The sequence below is a fragment of the Nonomuraea marmarensis genome, from assembly GCF_043197025.1.
Lineage (GTDB): Bacteria > Actinomycetota > Actinomycetes > Streptosporangiales > Streptosporangiaceae > Nonomuraea > Nonomuraea marmarensis.
Genome location: NZ_JBICRM010000001.1, coordinates 207,236 through 223,506 on the forward strand (window position 1 = coordinate 207,236; position 16,271 = coordinate 223,506).

Annotated in this window: 16 protein-coding genes; 11 read left to right on the forward strand and 5 right to left on the reverse strand. The window is 70.7% G+C overall.

From position 1 onward, the window contains the following. The first annotated feature begins 14 nt into the window (after window positions 1–14). From ACFLIM_RS01070 to ACFLIM_RS01080, 3 genes are all read left to right on the forward strand, one after another. Window positions 15–917 (forward strand): lactonase family protein, encoded by a 903-nt coding sequence (locus ACFLIM_RS01070; RefSeq protein ID WP_393160853.1) that lies wholly within the window; start codon window positions 15–17, stop codon window positions 915–917. A gap of 52 nt (window positions 918–969) precedes the next feature. Then, the gene (locus ACFLIM_RS01075; RefSeq protein WP_393160855.1) at window positions 970–2,313 is read left to right on the forward strand and encodes a N,N-dimethylformamidase beta subunit family domain-containing protein; all 1,344 of its coding nucleotides are present in this window, start codon (window positions 970–972) and stop codon (window positions 2,311–2,313) included. A gap of 324 nt (window positions 2,314–2,637) precedes the next feature. Further along, window positions 2,638–3,663, forward strand: coding sequence for a 6-phosphofructokinase (locus ACFLIM_RS01080; RefSeq protein WP_393160857.1), 1,026 nt, complete (start codon window positions 2,638–2,640; stop codon window positions 3,661–3,663). Between the two features lie 136 nt (window positions 3,664–3,799). Here the strand turns inward: ACFLIM_RS01080 and ACFLIM_RS01085 are convergent, their stop codons facing one another. After that, the gene (locus ACFLIM_RS01085; RefSeq protein WP_393161583.1) at window positions 3,800–4,558 is read right to left on the reverse strand and encodes an MHYT domain-containing protein; all 759 of its coding nucleotides are present in this window, start codon (window positions 4,556–4,558) and stop codon (window positions 3,800–3,802) included. Window positions 4,559–4,678: 120 nt separating this feature from the next. Beyond that, window positions 4,679–5,632 carry an MHYT domain-containing protein gene (locus ACFLIM_RS01090; RefSeq protein ID WP_393160859.1) on the reverse strand — a complete coding sequence of 318 codons (954 nt, stop codon included), beginning with the start codon at window positions 5,630–5,632 and terminating at the stop codon, window positions 4,679–4,681. Window positions 5,633–5,746: 114 nt separating this feature from the next. Here ACFLIM_RS01090 and macS point away from each other — a divergent pair, with 114 nt between their 5' ends. From macS to thiI, 3 genes are all read left to right on the forward strand, one after another. After that, a complete protein-coding gene (gene macS / locus ACFLIM_RS01095) occupies window positions 5,747–6,844 on the forward strand; it encodes a MacS family sensor histidine kinase (protein WP_393160861.1) in 1,098 nt (365 codons plus the stop codon). A 123-nt stretch (window positions 6,845–6,967) separates the two neighbouring features. Further along, window positions 6,968–7,609, forward strand: a complete 642-nt coding sequence (locus tag ACFLIM_RS01100; protein ID WP_393160863.1) for a response regulator — start codon at window positions 6,968–6,970, stop codon at window positions 7,607–7,609. Window positions 7,610–7,672: 63 nt separating this feature from the next. After that, window positions 7,673–8,869: a tRNA uracil 4-sulfurtransferase ThiI gene (thiI, locus tag ACFLIM_RS01105; protein WP_393160865.1), complete on the forward strand. Its 1,197-nt coding sequence runs from the start codon at window positions 7,673–7,675 to the stop codon at window positions 8,867–8,869. Here the strand turns inward: thiI and ACFLIM_RS01110 are convergent, their stop codons facing one another. Together ACFLIM_RS01110 and aroF are read right to left on the reverse strand one after the other, a co-directional pair. Continuing rightward, window positions 8,870–9,157 carry a YiaA/YiaB family inner membrane protein gene (locus ACFLIM_RS01110; RefSeq protein WP_393160867.1) on the reverse strand — a complete coding sequence of 96 codons (288 nt, stop codon included), beginning with the start codon at window positions 9,155–9,157 and terminating at the stop codon, window positions 8,870–8,872. 138 nt (window positions 9,158–9,295) lie between these two features. Beyond that, entirely contained in the window at window positions 9,296–10,327 is a 1,032-nt protein-coding gene (gene aroF / locus ACFLIM_RS01115; protein WP_393160869.1) for a 3-deoxy-7-phosphoheptulonate synthase, read from the reverse strand. A gap of 237 nt (window positions 10,328–10,564) precedes the next feature. Between aroF and ACFLIM_RS01120 the strand changes: the two genes are divergently transcribed. The 5 genes from ACFLIM_RS01120 to ACFLIM_RS01140 all read left to right on the forward strand — a co-directional run bounded on the left by ACFLIM_RS01120 (window position 10,565) and on the right by ACFLIM_RS01140 (window position 14,998). Beyond that, a complete protein-coding gene (locus ACFLIM_RS01120; RefSeq protein ID WP_393160871.1) occupies window positions 10,565–11,161 on the forward strand; it encodes a molybdopterin-dependent oxidoreductase in 597 nt (198 codons plus the stop codon). A gap of 55 nt (window positions 11,162–11,216) precedes the next feature. Continuing rightward, window positions 11,217–12,359 carry a sensor histidine kinase gene (locus tag ACFLIM_RS01125; protein ID WP_393160873.1) on the forward strand — a complete coding sequence of 381 codons (1,143 nt, stop codon included), beginning with the start codon at window positions 11,217–11,219 and terminating at the stop codon, window positions 12,357–12,359. A 66-nt stretch (window positions 12,360–12,425) separates the two neighbouring features. Continuing rightward, entirely contained in the window at window positions 12,426–13,166 is a 741-nt protein-coding gene (locus ACFLIM_RS01130; RefSeq protein WP_393160875.1) for a LytR/AlgR family response regulator transcription factor, read from the forward strand. A gap of 22 nt (window positions 13,167–13,188) precedes the next feature. Then, on the forward strand, window positions 13,189–13,479 hold the full coding sequence (locus ACFLIM_RS01135; RefSeq protein WP_393160877.1) for a hypothetical protein: 291 nt from the start codon (window positions 13,189–13,191) through the stop codon (window positions 13,477–13,479). Between the two features lie 28 nt (window positions 13,480–13,507). Next, window positions 13,508–14,998 (forward strand): sodium:solute symporter family transporter, encoded by a 1,491-nt coding sequence (locus tag ACFLIM_RS01140; protein WP_393160879.1) that lies wholly within the window; start codon window positions 13,508–13,510, stop codon window positions 14,996–14,998. 359 nt (window positions 14,999–15,357) lie between these two features. Here the strand turns inward: ACFLIM_RS01140 and ACFLIM_RS01145 are convergent, their stop codons facing one another. After that, window positions 15,358–16,197 (reverse strand): deoxyribonuclease IV, encoded by an 840-nt coding sequence (locus ACFLIM_RS01145; RefSeq protein ID WP_393160881.1) that lies wholly within the window; start codon window positions 16,195–16,197, stop codon window positions 15,358–15,360. Window positions 16,198–16,271 lie beyond the last annotated feature (74 nt).

The following is a 16,271-nucleotide window of genomic DNA, read 5'->3' on the forward strand; positions in this document are numbered from 1 at the left end:
AGAGGATCCTCGCTGTGAAGCACCTGCGCGTAGGCGGATACGGCCCCGGCATCGTCACGATCGGCGGCGAGCTGACCAGAGTGGCGGCGCCGTCGTTCCTGGCCGCACACCCGTCCCTGCCGGTGCTGTACGCCGTGGGCGAGCTCGAACGCGGGTGGCTCACCGCCTACGAGGCAGGGGAAACGCTCGCCCCGCTGGACGAGCGCCCCAGCGAGGGCCACAGCCCCTGCCACGTCGCCGTGGACCCCACGGGCAGCCTGCTGGCGGCGGCCAACTACGGCGACGGCACCGCGATCCTCTACCCGCTGGACTCCCGCGGCGCGTTCGAGGGAGACCCGATCGTGCTGCCCCACGAGGGCTCGGGCCCGAACCCGGACCGCCAGCAGGGCCCGCACGCCCACCAGGCCGTCTTCCACGACGACATCCTGCACGTCTCCGACCTCGGCACCGATGAGATCCGCCGCTACCAATACGACGGCACGGCGCTGGAGCCGATCACGTTGCACCCCGGCACCGGCCCGCGCCACTTCGCCTTCTCCGGCTCGCGGCTCTACGTGGCGGGCGAGCTCGACGGCACCGTCACCCTCATCGACGGCGACTGGCACACGGTCGCCCCCGCCTCCCGCCACGAGGACGAGAACAACCCCTCCCACCTGCAGCTCGACGGCGACCTCGTCTACGTCGCCAACCGCGGCCCCAACACGATCTCGGTGCTGCGCGCCGACGACCTGTCGCCGGTGGCCGAGGTCTCATCCGGCGGCGACTGGCCCAGGCACTTCGCCATCGACGGCGACCGCCTGTACGTGGCCAACCAGCACTCCGACGCCGTCACCACCTTCGCGCTGAAGGACGGCGTCCCCGAGCCGGTCGGCCAGGCGTACGAGGTCGAAAGCCCAGCCTGCGTGCTGATCATGTAAGGAGTTCACCAAGTCACGGCCCAACGAGCGGTTCGGTCATGACCATGGGCGTGTGCGTAAGATCATCGTTGCCCTCGTCCTGCTGGCCGCCGGGTGCGGCGGCGCGCCCGCCGCAGTGACTCCCGCTGGGCCCGCCGCTGGGCCACCCGTCAGGACGACCCCGCCGCCCACCGTGGACGTGCAGGAGTCGTGGCGCATCACCAGGCACGGCGCGGACCACGAGATCGAGGGCTACGCCGACCGGGTGAGCGTCCTGCCCGGCGAACGCTTCAGCCTGCACGTCTCCACGACCGCGCCGCGCTTCTCCGCCCGCGCCTTCCGCATGGGCGCGAACCCCACCAAGGTGTGGGAATCACCCCAGGTCCGGGGGGTACGGCAGCCGCGGATGAAGCTCGTGAACGGCACCGTGACCGCCGCGCACTGGGCCCCATCGCTCACCGTGGACACCGCGGGCTGGCCGGAGGGCGCGTACCTGATCAGGCTCGACGCCTCCTCCGGCGCCCAGCGCTACGTCCCCGTCACCGTGCGCTCGGCCTCCACCGCGGGCCGCGTCGTGATGGTGAACGCCGTCACCACCTGGCAGGCGTACAACCTGTGGGGCGGCCGCAGCCTCTACGAAGGCCCCGGCGGCTTCGCCGGACGCTCCCGCACCGTCACCTTCGACCGCCCGTACGACAGCACGGGCGCCCGGCTGTTCCTGGACTTCGAGAAGGACGCGCTGGCCGTGGCCGAGCAGAGCGACGTGCCGCTGGCGTACCTGACCAACCTCGACCTCAAGCCCGGCGCGCTGGACGGCGCCCGCGCGGTGGTCTCGCTCGGCCACGACGAGTACTGGTCGCCGGGCATGCGCAAGGTCGTCACCGAGGCCAGGGACCACGGCACCAACCTGGCCTTCCTCGGCGCCAACGCCGTCTACTGGCGGATCGGGCTGCACGACAGGAAGGTCGCCTGCGACAAGGAGCGCCTGTGCCGGCTCTGGCGCGCGTCGCGGCCGGAGAGCAGGCTGGTGGGGCAGATGTACGACTGCTTCCCCGCGGAAGGCGTCTACCAGGTGCGCAGACCGGGACACTGGATCTTCGACGGCACCCAGGGCAGGCGCTTCCCGGGGCTCGTCGGGGTGGAGACCGACAAGGTGTCGCCGGGCTCGCCCGAGAACGTCGAGGTGCTGGCCGAGTCGCCGTTCTCGTGCGGCGGCCGGTCGACCGTCACCCACAGCACCTACTACGAGGCGCCCGGCGGGGCCGGGGTGTTCGCGTCGGGCACGATGCGCTGGGTGTGCGCGATGCGGGGCAGGCGCTGCGGGCACGGCGTCACGGAGTCCGCCGCCGCCTTCACCCGCCGCGCCACGATCAACGTCCTGACCCGATTCGCCAAGGGCCCGGCCGGCCTCCTGTAGCGGCGCAGGCGGACGGCGTGGCCTGCCGGCTGTCCTCAGGGTTGTGCCCGACCCAGCCGGGGGAAGGCAAATGCTGGGCGAATTCCTCGTTATCCTCGGGACTAGATTTGCCCGTTTTCGGTATCTACGAGAGCCGTTACACCTGTTGTCCGGGCATCGATGGCCAGCACAGTCACGAAATCTCCTCGCAATACGCGTTTAGGTTGCGGAGCCTGGCGTTTGGTCTAGACCACTGCCCGCGCAGGCGGGCAGAATGCGACTCTGAACACTGACGTCTTAACACCAATGGTTCCGGTTAGTGAACCCCATCGGGAGGAACCCGGCATGCGTATTGGAGTGCTCACCGGGGGCGGCGACTGCCCCGGTCTCAACGCCGTGATCAGGGCAGTGGTGCGAAAGGGAGTGAGCGTCTACGGCCACGAGTTCGTCGGCTTCCGCGACGGCTGGCGCGGTCCGCTCGAAGGCGACACGATGCCGCTGGACATCCAGGCCGTGCGCGGCATCCTGCCGCGCGGCGGGACGATACTCGGCTCCTCGCGCACCAACCCGATCAAGATCGAGGGTGGCGTCGACCGGATCAAGGAGAACCTGGCCGCCACCAGCGTGGACGCGCTGATCGCCATCGGCGGCGAGGACACCCTGGGCGTCGCCAAGCAGCTCTACGACCGCGGCGTCAACGTCGTGGGCGTGCCCAAGACGATCGACAACGACCTGTCGGGCACCGACTACACCTTCGGCTTCGACACCGCCGTCAACATCGCGATGGAGGCCATCGACCGGCTCCACACCACCGCCGAGTCCCACCACCGGGCGCTCATCTGCGAGGTCATGGGCCGGCACGCCGGCTGGATCGCGCTGCACGCGGGCATGGCGGGCGGCGCGAACGTCATCCTCATCCCGGAGAAGCCGTTCGACATCGACCGGGTCTGCGAATACGTGGAGTCCCGCTTCCGCACCCGCTATTCGCCGATCATCGTGGTGGCCGAGGGCGCGCACCCGATCGAGGGCCAGATGGAGCTGCAGGCGGGCGAGCTCGACGCGTTCGGCCACGTACGGCTGGGCGGCATCGCCGAGGTGCTGGCCAAGGAGATCGAGAAGCGCACCGGCAAGGAGGCCCGCACCACGGTGCTCGGCCACATCCAGCGCGGCGGCACCCCGACGGCCTACGACCGGGTGCTGGCCACCAGGTTCGGGCTGCAGGCCATCGACGCGGCCCACGAGGGCGACTACGGCAAGATGGTCGCGCTGCGCGGCACCGAGATCGTCCGCGTCGGGCTTGACGAGGCCACGGCCGAGCTGAAGACCGTGCCGGTGTCACGTTACTCCGAGGCGGAGGTTTTCTTCGGCTGACTGTAAGCGGGTTGCAAGCGGGCCCCCGTAGGTTCTGAACCAGCGGGGTTTCCGCTACAACCCCCCTCAGGGTACGGCTTGCGTCACAGCGAGTCGGCGGCCCACTTTGTGACGCAAGCCGTACCTAGGAGATAGCTCAACCGCGGGGCGTGCCGAAGAGATCCACCTCCGGCGCGCCCTCGTCGCGTCCGCGCAACCGTTCCCTGAACTCGGCCTCGCTGCGCAGCTCCTTCTCCGACGGCGACAACACCACGGCCAGCAGCAGCCCCACGGTGATCACGCTGATGCCGACGATCAGCGGCAGCAGGAAGTCGATGGACTTCGCGCCCGGCACCGGCACCATCTCCGAATGCGTCGCCACCGACATCGAGTACATCCCCGTGTAGTGCATGCCCGAGACCGCCACGCCCATGACCAGCGCCGCACCGCCGATCCTGAGCGCACCGCTGACCCGCAGCGTGAACCAGAGCGCCACCGTCGCCGCCGCGACCGCGATCAGGACGGAGATCGCCACGACCACGGGGTCGTAGGAGACGTTGCCGGACATGTTCATGGCGGCCATGCCGAGATAGTGCATGCTGGCCACGCCGCACCCGGTCAGCACGCCGCCGCCGAGCAGGAACCCCAGTCGCTCGCCGCCGTACGAGGCCAGGAACAGCCCCATCCCCACGACGGTGACGGCGATGAGCGCCGAGGCGGCGGTCATCGGCACGTCGTATCTGATCACCGAGCCGCTCACGGAGAAACCGAGCATGGCGATGAAGTGCATGGTCCAGATGCCCGTGCCGCCGATCGCGAACGCGGCCCCGACCAGCCAGTACCTCCCCTCACGCCCGCCGATGAGGCGGGCCCTTGAAGTCAGCAGCAGGCCCAGCATCGAGCCCACGCTGGACATGATGTACGCGAGTACGGGCGTTAAGAGCCCGAAGGAAAAATGGTCAATCGGCGACATAACCCCACCCATCCCCTTACGCACCGATAAGGGAGTATGAGCAGGGTGTCGCCGTTGGCGCAACTACCTTCGGCGCGCGCGCGTCCGCGTCGGCTGCCGGCGCTGCTGCGGCGGCACTGAGGGGGCCTGTTGCGTGGGGGCCGGCATGATGGGGGCGGCCATCGGCTGCATCGCCTGCTGCCGGTTCGACGGCATCGGCGCGACCGGCGGCGCGGGATAGCTGAGTTGCTGCTGCTGGCCGGTGCGCCGGCGCAGTTCGAGTTTGGCCACCAGCTCCGCGTCCTCGTGCAGCTCCTCCTCGGACGGGGAGAGGATGACCATGAGGAGCATGGTCAGCGTGATCAGGCTGATCACGGTCATGAGGGGCACGAGGAAGTCGAGCGCGTCGGCTCCGGAGACCATCCCGGGCTCGCTGTCGACCGCCACCTGCATCGCGTACATGCCGGTGTAGTGCATGCCCGCCACGGCGATGCCCATGACCAGGGCGGCGCCGGTGATCCAGATGGGCTTCTTGACCCTGAGCGTGAACCACAGCGCCACCGTCGCCGCGACCACGGCGATGCCCACGGAGACCGCCACGGTGACGCGGTCGTAGGAGACGTGGGCGGACATGTTCATGGCGTACATGCCCAGGTAGTGCATGGAGGCCACGCCGAGCCCCGTGAGCAGGCCGCCGCCGAGCAGGGCCAGGATCCGGCCGCGGCCGTAGGAGACCAGGAACAGGCCGGTGCCCACGACCACGATGGCCACCACGGCCGAGGCGACGGTGAGCCACACGTCGTACTTGATCTGGGTGCCCTCCACCTCGAAGCCCATCATCGCGATGAAGTGCATGACCCAGATGCCCGTGCCGCCGATGGAGATGGCCGCGCCCAGCAGCCACCGCACCCGGGAGCCGCCCCGCGAGGCGTGCGCCTGCGCGGTGAGCCGCAGCCCGAGCATCGAACCGATGCATGACATCACGTAGGCGAGCAGCGGCGTGAGCAGGCCGTAGGTGAAATGATTCACTGCGGTCATATGTTCGAGCTTCCTTGCATTAGGGGTCCCCGGATTCTGGCATCCGACATGTCCCTTTCGCATGGATACCTCGACTATCTGTCAACTCACCAGTCGAGAACATGAGAAGGTCTCATGGCCATTGAGGGCGCGTTCTGGCGCGCGATCGCGGTCTTCCGGGTCGCGTCGCTGGTGTACGCGGCCGTGCTGATGGCGCAGCACCGCGGCTACGAGCAGCCGGTCCTCGGCTGGCTGGTGATCGGGGTGATGGTGGCGTGGACGGCGGGGGCGACGTTCGCGTACTCGGTGGCGGCGCTGCGCCGGTGGCCGTTGCTGGCGATCGACCTGCTGGTGGCGGTGGCGTGCCTGCTCGCCTCGCCGTACGTCGAGGGCGCGCAGCAGGGTGCCATGGGCACGATGCCGGTCCCGGCGACCTGGGTGGCCGGGCCGGTGCTCGCCTGGGCCGTGCACGCCGGCCGGCGCTCGGGCGCGGTGGCGGCGGCCGTCGTCGCGGCGGGCGACCTGTGGCTGCGGGTGCGCACTCCAGAGGCGCCCATCCTGATCAACGGCGCCGTCTTACTGTTCCTGTCAGGCGTCGTGGTCGGCCACGTGGCCCGGCTGGCCAGGCAGGCCGAGGAACGCCTCCAACAGGCCACCGAGATGGAGGCCGCCCAGCGCGAGCGCGACCGCCTGGCCCGCGACATCCACGACTCGGTCCTGCAGGTGCTCGCCCTGGTCCAGCGGCGCGGGCGGCAGATCGGCGGCGAGGCGGCCGAGCTGGGCCGCCTGGCCGGTGAGCAGGAGGCCGCCCTGCGCGAGCTCGTCGCCGCACGTCCCGCCGCCACCGGCGCCACCGACCTGCGCACTCTCCTGCTGCGCCACGCCTCGCCCCAGGTGACGGTCTCCACCCCGGCCACGCCGCTGGTCCTGCCCACGCCGGTGGCGGAGGGGACGGCCGCGGCCGTCCGGGCCGCCCTGGACAACGTCCGCGACCACTGCGGCCCTGACGCCCGCGCGTGGATCTTCGCCGAGTCGTCGGACGGCACGATCTCGGTCACGGTACGGGACGAGGGCCCGGGCATTCCCGACGGCCGCCTGGACCAGGCCGCCGCTGACGGCCGCCTGGGCATCGCGCAGTCGATCCGGGGCCGCATCGCCGACCTCGGCGGCGCGGTCGCCATCGCCACCCATGCGGGCGAGGGCACGGAGATCGAGATCACCGTACCCGTCTAGGAGTGCGCGGTCACGTCCGTTGCCGTCATCAGCACGACGTCCAGCCCTGTGTGGTCTCCCGAGCGGGCCGGCGGATCGGAGGGCGTCATCCGTTTCCGGGTGGCGGGTCCTAGAGTGGCGGGCATGGTGCGGGTGATGGTGGTGGACGATCATCCCATGTGGCGTGACGGGGTCGCCAGGGATCTCGCCGAGGCCGGTTACGAGGTCGTGGCCGCCGTGGGGGAGGGGCGGCAGGCGGTGCGGGTGGCCGCGGCGGTGCTGCCTGACGTCGTGGTGCTCGATCTGCGGCTGACGGACGTGTCGGGTGCCGAGGTGGCCGCCCGGCTGGCCGGGATGGAGCCGCCGCCCAGGGTGCTGGTGTTGTCGGCCAGCGCCGAGCAGGACGACGTGCTGGCGGCGGTCAAGGCGGGCGCCTGCGGCTATCTGGTGAAGTCGGCCGGCCGGGAGGAGTTCCTCGACGCGGTACGGCGTACCGCCGACGGCGACGCGGTGTTCACCCCTGGCCTGGCCGGGCTCGTGCTCGGCGAGTACCGGCGGCTGGCCGCGCAGCCCGCGCCCGCCGAGGGGCCGCGGCTGACCGAGCGCGAGACCGAGGTGCTCAGGCTGGTCGCCAAGGGGCTGTCCTACCGGCAGATCGCCGACCGGCTGGTGCTCTCGCACCGCACCGTGCAGAACCACGTCCAGAACACGCTCGGCAAACTCCAGCTCCACAACCGGGTGGAGCTGGTGCGATATGCGATCGAGAAGGGACTCGACGCGGACTAAACTCGATGGGGTGCAACGTTGCCATCAACGCGCGCATTTCCCCGTCTTCCCGGAGGTTCCACCATGACGATGTCCGCCCTGGGCGAGCCGTGCGTTCTGCTCAAGCTGGGCGAGATCGTCCTCAAAGGCAAGAACCGCGACCTGTTCGAACGCCGGCTGATCAGCAACATCCGCGACGCGCTCCAGACGCTCGACCTCAAGGTCGACGTGCGCAGGCGGCACGGCGTCATCGCGATCTTCCTGCCTCAGGGCGCCACCACCGAGCAGGCCGAGGCCGTGGCCCAGCGGGTCGCCGACGTGCCGGGACTGGTCTGGATCCACCGGGCCTGGCGGGTCGCCAAGGACCCCGACACCGTGCTCAAGGCCGGTCTCGAGCTGGTCGGCGAGAGCGAGGAGGCCAAGCGCGGCGCCCGCTTCGCGGTCCGCTCCCGCCGCCGCGACAAGCGTTTCCCGCTGCGCTCCAACGAGCTCGACCGGTTCGTGGGCGGCGCGATCAACGACGAGTACGGCCTCCCCGTCGACCTGAAGAACCCGGAGCTGACGGTGTTCATCGAGGTCGACAGGGACGAGGTGTTCGTCTTCACCGGCGGCATCCCCGGCCAGGGCGGCCTGCCCGTCGGCAGCAGCGGCCGGGCGCTGGCGCTCATGTCGGGCGGCATCGATTCGCCGGTGGCGGCGTACCGGATGATGAAGCGCGGGCTGCACGTCGACTTCCTGCACTTCTCCGGCATCCCCTTCACCACGTCCGAGTCGATCTACAAGGCGTACGCGCTGGTCAGGAAGCTCGACCGGTTCCAGGGCAGGTCGCGGTTGTGGGTGGTGCCGTTCGGCAAGGCGCAGCAGTCGATCCGCACCTCGGGGCAGGACCGGCTGGCCGTGATCGCGCAGCGGCGGCTCATGCTCAAGACGGCCGAGGAGGTCGCCCACCGCATCCGCGCCGCCGCGCTGGTCACCGGTGACGCCCTCGGTCAGGTCTCCTCACAGACCCTGACCAACATCGCCGCCCAGGACAACGCGGTGGACCTGCCGATCCTGCGGCCGCTGGTGGGCTGGGACAAGACCGAGATCATGGCCGAGGCCCGGCGCATCGGCACGCTGGAGATCTCGGAGCTGCCCGACGAGGACTGCTGCACCCTGCTGGCGCCCAAGCGCGCGGAGACCCGGGCCAAGATCGAGGACCTGAAGCAGATCGAGAAGCGGCTCGACGCCGAGGAGCTGTGCGTGCAGCTCGCCGACTCGATCCAGGAGTACACGCTGTAGTCAGGCGTCGACCTTGAACGGGTCGTGCTCGGCCAGCAGCTTGTCGAGCCGGGCCTGGTCGACGCGATTGGTGACCTCCGACTGCTCCTGCCGGTCCCGTACGACCTTGCACAGCGTGACGGTCGAGGTGACGACGTACAGCAGGCCCAGCCCGAGGAACGCCCTGATCCAGCCCGCGGTGGGGAGGTAGATCAGGGCGATCACCACGGAGGACAGCGAGACGGCGAACGACAGGATCGCCTGGACGTAGAACGCGGTGGTCTGGGTGGGTCGTATGGGCTTCGTCATGGGGCCATCGTGGGCCCGCGACGAAGCCCGGCGCATGGGTTCGAGTACTCAAGTTACCGCTGAGTACGGCCGACGAGGGGCTCGTGGCGCGGCCGGCCGCACGGGATCGCTTGTGGCGGGTGGCGCTCCGGCATCAGGTCAGGCGGCGACCGCGGCCGCCGCGGACTTGCCCAGCAGCGCCGGGAAGTCGTTCATGACCTGGGCCAGCTCGCCCAGGTCGGTGTCGACCAGCGCCTGCGGGCCGTCGCAGAGCGCCTGCTCCGGCTGCGGGTGCACATCGATGATCACGCCGTCCGCGCCCACCCCGATGGCCGCGCGGGTCAGCGGCAACACCAGGTCGCGGCGCCCGCCCGAGTGCGAGGGGTCGATGATCACGGGCAGGTGCGACAGGCGCTGCGCCACCGGGACGGCCGAGACGTCGAGCGTGTTGCGGGTGGCCGTCTCGAACGTCCTGATGCCCCGCTCGCACAACACGATGTCCAGGTTGCCGCGCTGCGCGATGTACTCGGCGGCCATGAGCCACTCCTCGATGGTGGCGTTCATGCCGCGCTTGAGCATCACCGGGCGCCCGGCCGCGCCGACGGCCTGCAGCAACGCGAAGTTCTGCATGTTGCGGGTGCCGACCTGCAGCATGTCGGCGTAGGAGGCCACCAGCTCCACGTCCTGGGCGTCCACCACCTCCGTCACGATCGGCAGCCCGGTCTCCTCGCGCACGTCCGACAGGATGCGCAGGCCCTTCTCGCCCAGCCCCTGGAAGGCGTACGGCGAGGTGCGCGGCTTGAAGGCCCCGCCGCGCAGCAGGGCCGCGCCCGCCGCCTGCGCCATCCTGGCCGCGTCGAGGGTCTGCTGGTGCGTCTCCACCGCGCACGGCCCCGCGATCAACGTCACGGTGTCGGGACCGATCGGCACGCCGCCCACGTGGATCGTGGAGCGTTCCGGGTGGTTCTCCCTGCTGACCAGCTTGTACGGCGTCGACACGCGCATGACGTCGCGCACCCCGCGCATGCCGCGCAGGCCGGCCGCGTCGAGCTGGGTCACGTCGCCGACCAGGCCGACGATCGTGCGCCGCACCCCCTTGCTCACGAACGCCTCGACGCCGGCCGCCTGGACGACCGACACGATGGACGCCAGATCGTCCGCGGTGGCCTCGGGCCCCATCACGATCACCATTTTCTGCTCTCCTTCTCCTGAAAACACGAAAGGCCCCGGGTCCTGTGGACCCGGGGCCTTCGTTCGCCTGTCTGCTAGCGCAGCGTCAGATGGCGAACGGACTCGGGTCCGTCGCCATACCAAAACAGGAACGCTGCGCGCATAGCTGCCAATGGTAGCGCACCGCACCCGCTGGCGAGGCATCGACCATCCGATGGCAGGATGGCCCAAGACGCGAGACCGGTGAGGGGAGTGATCGTGGAGGAGTCGCGCCTGCCTCCAGGCCAGTACGTGCCGCGCGGCCGACCCGTGATCCACTACGGCAGGGTGCCCCGGTTCAAGCCCGAGACCTGGGACTTCCGCGTCTTCGGGGCCACCGCCTCGGGCGCGGAGCACTGCTTCGCCTGGAACGACTTCGAGCAGTTGCCCCGCACGACCCGGATCGCCGACTTCCACTGCGTCACCAAGTTCTCGCTCATGGCCAACGAGTGGCGCGGCGTCGCCCCCGCCACGATCATGGCGGCCGCCCCGCCCGACCCCGGCGTGCGCCACGTGATGATCTGGGCCGAATACGGCTACAGCGCCAACCTGCGGATGTCCGACTTCACGGCGCCGGACACCCTGTTCGCCATGGAGCTGGACGAGAAGCCGCTCAGCCTCGACCGCGGCTTCCCGCTGCGGATCGTGGTGCCGCACCTGTACGCGTGGAAGAGCGTCAAATGGGTGCGCGGCATCGAATACCTCCTCGAAGATCGCCGGGGTTTCTGGGAGGAGCGCGGCTACCACAACGTCGCCGATCCGTGGCGCGAGCAGCGTTACTCCTACCAGGAAGAACCCGGCGAGGGACCCCCTTAGACTTCACGCCGGGTTTTCCCTCGAACACGCTCTGTTTTTGGCTACGGTTGCCCGCATGCTGACCACCGCGTGCGTGGCGCTGTCCTCCCTGACTTTCGTCGCCGGCTACGCCCTTGCCCGATTTCCCAGGCGCCATCCGTCGCCGGATGGCCGCAGGACGGACGAGGCGACGTTCACCACGCTGCACATCGCCGCGATGGCCGCCCCGGCCCTGCGTACCGGGCTCAACCGCGACTCCGCCCGCAAGGCCGTGAGCCACCTGCACACGCTGCTCGGCACCCACGCCCTCGCGATCACCTCGACCGAGGCCGCGCTGGCCTGGGACGGGCCGTGCACCGACGACGTGCTCACCTACGCCAGGGCCGCGCTGGCCGCCGGACGGGCGCAGGTGTTCGCGGGGGAGCCGCACGGGGCGGTCGTGGTGCCGCTGACCGTGGACGGCACGGTCGTGGGGACGCTGGCGGCCTTCGACGACGAGGTGAGCGCCGCGCTCGTGCGTACCGTCACCGAGGTCGCCCGCTGGGTGTCGGGCCAGCTGGAGCTGGCGGACCTGGACGCCTCGCGGCGGCGCGCGCTGGAGGCCGAGATGCGCGCCCTGCGCGCGCAGATCTCGCCGCACTTCGTCTACAACGCGCTCACGACGATCGCCTCGTTCGTCCGCACGAACCCCCGGCGCGCCCGCGAGCTCCTGCTCGACTTCGCCGACTTCTCCCGGTACGCGCTGCGCCGGGCGCACGACTTCACCACCCTGGCCGACGAGCTGACCTGCGTCGACCGCTACCTGCTGCTGGAACGCGCCCGCTTCGGCGACAAGCTGCGCTTCAGCATGCAGGTGGCGCCGGAGGTGCTGCCGGTGCCGGTGCCGTTCCTGTGCCTGCAGCCGCTGGTCGAGAACGCCATCAAACACGGCATGCGCGGCCGCGGCGGCACCGGCGAGGTGCGGGTCGTAGTGCGCGACGCGGGCCCCGAGGCGCACATCACGGTCGAGGACGACGGCGCGGGGATGGACCCGGAGAACGCCCGGCGCATGCTCGACGACGACCCCGCCCGCGAGGGCAGCGGCATCGGGCTGGCGAACGTGGACCTCCGCATGCGCCAGATCTACGGCGACGGCTACGGGCTCGTCGTGGAGACGGCGTTGGGCGCGGGCACCAAGGTGCGGCTGCGGGTGCCCAAGACACAACTTAGCTCAATGTAGTCAAATCCTTACGCTGGGCTGGCGTGTCGCTTGTGACCTTTGCTTTCATACGGCAGCGTGGAGGACATGCTGCGAGTTCTGGCCGTCGACGACGAGGTGCCTGCTCTGGAGGAGCTCGCCTACCTGTTGCGCCAGGACGACCGGATCGAACACGTCACGACCGCCGCCGACGGCGTCACGGCGTTGCAGGACATGGTCCAGATGATCGGCGGGGGCGAGCGGCTCGACGGGGTGTTCCTCGACATCAGGATGCCCGGGCTCGACGGGCTCGACCTGGCCAGGCTCGTCGGCGGCTTCCCGAGCCCGCCGCGGCTGGTGTTCGTGACGGCCCACGAGGAGTGCGCGGTGCAGGCGTTCGACCTGGAGGCGGTCGACTACCTGCTCAAGCCGGTCAGGGCCGAGCGGCTGTCCGAGGCCGTGCGCAGGCTGGAGGCCGCCTCCTCGCCCACCCCCGAGCCGGGCCAGGACGACGTGATCCCGGTCGAGCTCGGCGGGCGCACCAGGTTCGTGCCGCAGCAGTCCGTCTGGTTCGCCGTGGCCAAGGGCGACTACGTGCGCCTGCACACCGTGGACGGCAGCTACCTGGTGCGCATGTCACTGGCCGCGCTGGAGCGCCGCTGGTCGGAGGCCGGTTTCATCCGCATCCACCGCAGCACGCTGGTCTCGGGCAGGCACGTCAGCGAGCTGAGGTTCGAGGGCGGGCGGGTGACGCTCACCGTCGGCACCGAGACCCTGCAGGTCAGCAGGCGCCACAGCCGCCAGGTCCGCGAGCAGCTCGTACGCCAGCACAGGGGTGTGATCTCGTGACCGTTCGCCAGGGTGTCGTGTGGTGACGGGGCGGCGGGTGGTCGTCTCGCGCCGGCCGGCCGCGCTCGGGCGGGCGCGCGGGCCGTCCGAGCCGGAGGATGGCGTCCCCGACGTGCCGGCCATCGTGGGGCGGCAGTTACGGCAGGCGCTGCTGACCGTGGGCGCCGTGGCCGGACTGCTGGTGGGCGCCCCGGTGATCGCCCTGTGGGTGCCCGCCCCCGGGGCCTGGGTGGCGCTGTCGCTGGCCGTGCAGGGGGCTTGGGTGGGGCTGGCCGTGCTGCAGCTGAGGCGGGCGGAGCGGCTGGAGAGATGAGAGTGCTGCGGCTGAGGCGGCCGGCGAGATGACCGTCGCGGTGCTGACCGGGATCGCCTTCGTGCTGGTTCTGGGCGTCATGGTGGGCGCCGCGCGACCACGCCGCTCCAGCGGCGTCTCCGACTTCTACGTGGCGGCCAGGGCGGTTCCCCCCTGGTGGAACGGCGCCGCGATCACTTCCGAGTTCACCTCGGCCGCGACCTGCCTGGGCACCGCCGGGCTCATCGCCACCCGTGGCGGGCCGATGTTGTGGTATCCCGCAGGGGCCGCCGCCGGGTTCGTGGTCATCCTGGCCCTGGTCGTCGCGCCGCTGCGGCGCTCCGGCACGTACACGCTGCCGGACTTCGCCGAATGGCGGCTGGGATCGGCCAGGCTGCGCCGGTTCACCACGGGTTTCGTGCTGGTCATCGGGCTGACGTTCCTGGTGGCCCAGCTGCACGCGGCCGGGGTCGTGGTGCGGCTGCTGACCGGGCTGCCGCCGTGGCTGGGCTGGGCGGCCGTCGGGGTGGCGGCGCTGGCCATGGCGTTCGCGGGCGGGCTGGGGAGCGTGACCAGCGTGCAGGCCTCGCAGTTCTGGCTGAAGCTGATCGTGTTCGTCGGGGTGGGGGCCGTCTGCTGGTGCATGTCCGGCGCACGGCCCGTCGCCTGGTTCGAGGGGGCCTACGGGGGCGGGGCCACGGGGCTGGCGGGGGCCGGTGACCCGTCGCTGCCCGGGGTGCTGACCGTGCTGCTGGCGTGCGCGCTGGGCACGATGGGGCTGCCGCACGTGATCGTCCGCCTCTACACCAACAGGGACGGGCACGGGGCCCGCCGGTCCATCGTGGCGACGCAGGCCATGCTGGCCGTGTTCTGCGTCGTGCCGCCGCTCTACGGCGTTCTGGGGCACGTACACGTGACCGGCGCGGCGGCGGACGAGATCGTGCTGCTGCTGCCCGCCAGGATGAATCCAGGGCTCGTCGGCGAGTTGCTCACCGGGTTGCTGGCGGCGGGGGCGTTCGCCGCCTTCCTGGCCACCACGGGCGGGGTGCTGGTGGCGGTCGGGGGCGCGGTGTCGGCGTGCCTGACGCGGGCCGGGGTGCGCTCCTTCCGCACCGCCGTGGGTGCGGTCCTGGTGGCCGCGCTCGCCCTGACGGCAGCCACCGGCCCGAGGGCGTCGGTGGCGCTCGTGCTGCTCGGCCTGAGCCTCTCTGCGGCCACGCTCTGCCCGCTGCTGGTGCTCGGGATCTGGTGGCGGCGGCTGACGGACGCGGGCGTGGTGGCCGGGCTCGGGCTGGGCGGGGGCCTGACGGCGACGCTCGTGGCCTGCGAGGAGGCGGGCGTGAAAATGGGCGTGCTGACTTCCTACCCCGCGCCGGTGGCCGTACCGGTCGCCTTTGCCGCGATGATAGTGATTTCCCTGGTCACACCGGGTCGGCTGCCGCGGGGAGTGGGGCGGATGATGACCAGGATGCACCTGCCGGAGCATCTCGCGGGCCCGGGAATCTACCGTTCGCCGCGTTCCGGGGACCACTCGTCGTAGGAGCACTCTCCGTATGGCGATGACTACAGACCGTTCGACGAGCTGTCCATAAACGGGGTTTCGCCCACAAGATCGCGACCGTAGTGTTTCGGCATCGGAAAGCCACCCCGGCGCATCGGGGGGGAACGAGCCGGGAGGCTCACACAGATCTGATGCGCCGGGTTCTCCGGTGACCACGCAGGTCACCGCGGCTGCCGGGCCCTCGACCGGGGGTAGGGCCCGCCACGCCGATTCGTGAGGGGGCGCCTGCTGAGGCCGCGAGACCGGCCCCGCGATCCGGCCTTCGGGGGCGGCCGGATCGTGCGCAGGCGCCCCTATCACGCTTTTCTGCTCGGGTAGGGTCCTGTCCCGGCTTCTGGTCAGCCGTCGCGGAGCTTCTTCAGCAGGGCGATGTCCTCGGCGTGCTTGGGCGCCTTGCCCGGCGTCTCGATGCAGATCGGCACGCCCGCCACGGCCGGGTGCCGCATGATGTCGGCGAACGGGCGGCTGCCGATGTGCCCGGCCCCGATGTTCTCGTGCCGGTCCTTCTTCGCGCCGCACACGTCCTTGGAGTCGTTGGCGTGGATCAGCTTGAGCCGCCCGGGGGCGATCTTGTGCAGGGCGTCGAACGTCTCGGCCACCCCGCCCTCCGCGGCGAGGTCGTGACCGGCGGCATAGGCGTGGCACGTGTCGAGGCAGACGCCGGCCCGCGGATGCCAGTCGAGCGCCGCGAAGTAGGGCTCCAGATCCTGGACGGTGGCGCACAACATGGCGCCCTGGCCCGCCATCGGCTCCAGCAGCAGGTCGGGCCCGTCGTCGGGAATCTCGTCGAGCAGCGGCAGCAGGTTTTCCCGCGTCTGGCGCAGCGCATCGTCGCGCGACTGCGTCACCGCCGAGCCCGTGTGCACCACCACCCCCTTGGCGCGGGTCTCCACCCCGCGCCGCAGCGTGTGCCGCACGATCGCGATGGAGTTGGCCAGCGTCTCCGGGCTGGGCGAGCCGAAGTTGGCGAGATAGGGCACGTGGATGAACGTGTCGACCCCCGACTCGGCCAGCTTGGCGTCCTGGTCGGGCTTGCCCTCCGTGAGCGCCCAGCCGCGCGGGTTGGTGACGAACACCTGGATCATCTCGGCGCCGATCTCGGCCATGTATTTGAGGCCGCCCGTCGCCAGGCCGCCCGTCACGAGCACGTGCCCGCCGATCAGGGATGTTGGGGTCATGATGGGTCTCAGTGTAGGCGCGGCGGCCGACACTCCCTCCGGCCCGCAGCCGGTGCTGCACAAAGCTTGCTCCA

Coding starts and splice junctions, on each gene's coding strand:
- ACFLIM_RS01080 (WP_393160857.1), top strand. CDS start 2,638: ATGCGTATTGGAGTGCTCACCGGGGGCGGCGACTGCCCCGGTCTCAAC.
- ACFLIM_RS01145 (WP_393160881.1), bottom strand. CDS start 16,197: ATGACCCCAACATCCCTGATCGGCGGGCACGTGCTCGTGACGGGCGGC.
- ACFLIM_RS01130 (WP_393160875.1), top strand. CDS start 12,426: ATGCTGCGAGTTCTGGCCGTCGACGACGAGGTGCCTGCTCTGGAGGAG.
- ACFLIM_RS01110 (WP_393160867.1), bottom strand. CDS start 9,157: ATGACGAAGCCCATACGACCCACCCAGACCACCGCGTTCTACGTCCAG.
- ACFLIM_RS01125 (WP_393160873.1), top strand. CDS start 11,217: ATGCTGACCACCGCGTGCGTGGCGCTGTCCTCCCTGACTTTCGTCGCC.
- ACFLIM_RS01140 (WP_393160879.1), top strand. CDS start 13,508: ATGACCGTCGCGGTGCTGACCGGGATCGCCTTCGTGCTGGTTCTGGGC.
- aroF (WP_393160869.1), bottom strand. CDS start 10,327: ATGGTGATCGTGATGGGGCCCGAGGCCACCGCGGACGATCTGGCGTCC.
- thiI (WP_393160865.1), top strand. CDS start 7,673: ATGACGATGTCCGCCCTGGGCGAGCCGTGCGTTCTGCTCAAGCTGGGC.
- ACFLIM_RS01090 (WP_393160859.1), bottom strand. CDS start 5,632: ATGACCGCAGTGAATCATTTCACCTACGGCCTGCTCACGCCGCTGCTC.
- macS (WP_393160861.1), top strand. CDS start 5,747: ATGGCCATTGAGGGCGCGTTCTGGCGCGCGATCGCGGTCTTCCGGGTC.
- ACFLIM_RS01100 (WP_393160863.1), top strand. CDS start 6,968: ATGGTGCGGGTGATGGTGGTGGACGATCATCCCATGTGGCGTGACGGG.
- ACFLIM_RS01085 (WP_393161583.1), bottom strand. CDS start 4,558: ATGTCCAGCGTGGGCTCGATGCTGGGCCTGCTGCTGACTTCAAGGGCC.